3 protein-coding genes are annotated in these 3,227 nt (G+C 72.0%); all 3 read left to right on the top strand.

The genetic code is table 11. The features are described from left to right. On the top strand, window positions 1–1,529 hold a 1,529-nt coding region (locus tag M0R80_31730), incomplete at its 5' end, for a lytic transglycosylase domain-containing protein (GenBank protein ID MCK9464212.1). Between the two features lie 87 nt (window positions 1,530–1,616). Beyond that, on the top strand, window positions 1,617–2,597 hold the full coding sequence (locus tag M0R80_31725; protein MCK9464211.1) for a hypothetical protein: 981 nt from the start codon (window positions 1,617–1,619) through the stop codon (window positions 2,595–2,597). A gap of 319 nt (window positions 2,598–2,916) precedes the next feature. Continuing rightward, a partial coding sequence (locus M0R80_31720; GenBank protein ID MCK9464210.1) for a hypothetical protein occupies window positions 2,917–3,227 on the top strand: 311 nt, incomplete at its 3' end.

Genomic DNA, 3,227 nt, shown 5'->3' with positions numbered 1-3,227 from the left:
ACGCCGCCGCGGCGCTCATGCGGCGGATGCGGCACGAGGACGCCGAGAAGGCGTACGGCCGCGCCCTGAAGCTCGCGCGCGAGGGCGGCGATCTCTCGTGCCGGATCCGGTTCGAGCGGGCGACGGTCGTCTTCCGGCAGCGCGATCACGCGCGGGCGGCGCCGCTCTTCGAGGAGGTGGCTGCGTCGTGCCGCGCGAACCCCGGCATCGCCGTCAAGGCGCTCTACCAGGGCGGCCGGGCGAGCATGAGCGCCGATCGCCTCGACGACGCGATCCGCCTGTTCGGCGCGGTCGAGGCCGACTTCCCGACCAACTCGCTCGCCGACGACGCCCGCCTGCACGCGGCCCGCTCGTGGCTCGCGCTCGGCGATCGCGCGCAGTTCGAGTCGCTCGTCACGTCGCTGCCGGACGCGTACCCGAGGGGCGACATGCGTGGCGAGGCGCTGTGGTCGCTCGCGTTCGACGCGCTCGGGCGGGGCGAGAACGAGACGGCGCGCGCCGCGCTCGGCCGCTACCACGAGGAGTTCCCGGTGGAGGAGGGGTGGTACGCCGCGGGGCGCTCCGGCTACTGGCTCGGCCGGGCCGAGGAGCTGCTCGGCCGGGAGGACGCGGCGATCGCGGCCTACGAGCACGTGATCGCGTCCGCGCCGCTGACCTACTACATGGTGCTCGCCCACGCGCGCCTCGCCGCGCTCGATCCGACGCGCACCGAGACGCTCCTCGACAGCCTGGCGCCGCCGGGCGGCGCGCCGACGACCCGCTTCGAGCGCGCGCTGATCGACGGCACGCCGGGCCTCGCGGAGGCCGTGGAGCTCGTGCGCTTAGGCCTCTACTCCCGCGCCCGCCGCGAGTTCGATCGCATCCTGGCCGATCGCGGGACCAGCCCGAGCGTCCACTGGATCGCGGCCGCGCTCTTCCGGCGCGCGGGCGAGTTCACGGCGGCCAAGGAGCTCTCGTCGGGCCACGGCGCAGACTGGCAGCGCCGGTACCCGGCCGGGAGCGACCTCGTGTACTGGACCCTCGCGTTCCCGACCGCGTTCGAGGCGGAGGTCGACGCCGCGGCGGCCGAGAGCGGCGTGGACCGGGCGCTCCTGTGGGCGATCATGCGCGAGGAGAGCGGCTTCGCGGCGGGCGTCGAGTCGTGGGCCAACGCCGTCGGGCTGATGCAGCTGATCCTGCCGACCGCGCGGAGCATGGCGAAGCGGCTGAAGCTCGAGGCGAAGATCAACGGCAAGACGCTGCGCGATCCCGCGACGAACATCCGCCTCGGCGCCGCCTACCTCGCCTACCTCGACGAGGAGTTCGACGGCCACCCTGCGCTCGCGATCGCCGGCTACAACGCGGGCGAGGGCGCGGTGAAGAAGTGGCTCGCCGCCAAGCCGGGCCAGAGCCTCGACATGTTCGTCGAGGGGATCCCGTTCTCCCAGACGCGCGGCTACGCGAAGCGCGTGCTCGCGACGTTCGCCACATATAGGTTCCTTTACGGCGGCGAGAGGTCAGTCGTCGTCCCGCCGTTGGCGTTCGAGTGAACGCCCTTTGACCCGGGGTTCCGGGAATCTGCTATGCTGTCGTCCTGAAATCCGGGTCGGAGGATCGACTCGGGCCGGAGGAACGCGATGTCGAAGAGATGGTGTGTGGCGGTCGTGGGCCTCGCCCTCGCTGTGGCCTTTGCGGGGCCCGCGGAGGCGCAGAAGAAGAAGAAGGACAAGGCCGCGGAGACAGCCGAGGAGAAGGCCGAGAGGGAGGCGCGCGCGGCGTTCCAGGAGGCGGTCGAGAAGTTCGACTCCGGAGGCTACGAGGGAGCGGTCACGCTGTTCCGCAAGGCGTACGAGCTGAACCCGTCGTGGAAGCTCCTGTACAACGTCGGGCAGTGCGAGGCGGCGCTGAAGCGGCACGGCGAGGCGCTCGAGGCGTTCGAGCAGTACCTCTCGCAGGGCGGCGACGAGATCGAGGTGACGCGGCGCGGGGAGGTGCTCGCCGAGGTGGAGCGCCTGCGGAAGATGTCGGGCTCGATCGAGATCTCGGCGCCGGCCGGCGCGCTCGTCCTGGTCGACGGCGTCGAGCGCGGGCGCGCTCCGCTGCCCGGGCGGATCCGGGTGGCGGCCGGCGTGGACCACGCGGTGCGGGTCGAGCTCGGCGGCGAGCTGCTGGCCGATCGCGCGGTGCGCGTCGGCGGCGAGGAGAACCTGCTCGTGGACGCGAACCCGCGGCTGCCGGAGCCGGTCGCGGCGGAGGACGGGAAGGCGATCCGGGACCGCAAGATCCGCACGGCCGGCTGGATCGCCGTGGGGGTCGGGGCCGCGGCGCTCGTCGGCGGCGCGGTCACGGGCGGGCTCGCGCTGTCGGCGAACAAGTCGATCCAGGACGCGTGCGCGGGCGGGCAGTGTCCGGCCAACCAGCGGGACGACATCGACCGGCGCGACGCGCTGGCGCTCACCACGGACGTCCTGATCCCGGCGGGCGCGGCGATCGCGGTGACGGGTGCGGTCCTGTTGATCGTCTTTCGGGACAAGGAGCGCGCCGACGGCGATGCGGTCGCGTTCTCCCCAATCGTAACGGCCGACGGCGCGGGCGCGGTCGCGGCCTGGAGGTTCTAACGATGACGACGACTTTGTCGAAAATGATTTGTGGTGTCGCATCGCGCGCAGCGATTGTCGCGTCGATCTGCGCCGCCTTCGGCGCGTGCTCCCTCGTGATGACCGACGTGAAGATCGGCGACTCCGACTCGGACTCGGATTCCGACTCGGACTCGGATTCCGACACGGACACGGACACCGACACGGACACGGACACGGACTGCACGGAGGACGCGTACCAACAGTGCGCCGGCGAGGGCGAAGGCGACGTCTACAACTTCGATTCCTGTGACGACATCGGGGAGATCGCCGAGGACTGCCCGGACGTGAACGGACCTGCGTGGATCTCGACGCCGAGCACGCGGAGTGCCAGTGCCTCGGCAACTGGGACATCGCGGCCGAGTGCGAGGAGTGCGTCGGCAACTGGGACGTCGCGAGCGGCTGCGCGTCGTGCCTGCCCGGGTTCGGCGACGTCGAGGACGACGACTGCGGGACGTGCGTCCGGTTCGTGGACGCGGCCCTCGCCGACTCCGGCGACGGCCTGACGTGGAGCACGGCCTACACGACGATCCAGGCCGGGATCTACTCGGCCGGCAGCGCGGTGACCGCGGTCGGCGGGCCCGAGTACTGCCCCGTCTGGGTGAAGGCCGG

This window comes from Pseudomonadota bacterium (assembly GCA_023229365.1).
Taxonomy (GTDB): domain Bacteria; phylum Myxococcota_A; class Polyangia; order JAAYKL01; family JAAYKL01; genus JALNZK01.
This window is presented reverse-complemented; position numbering and strand designations above follow the sequence as displayed.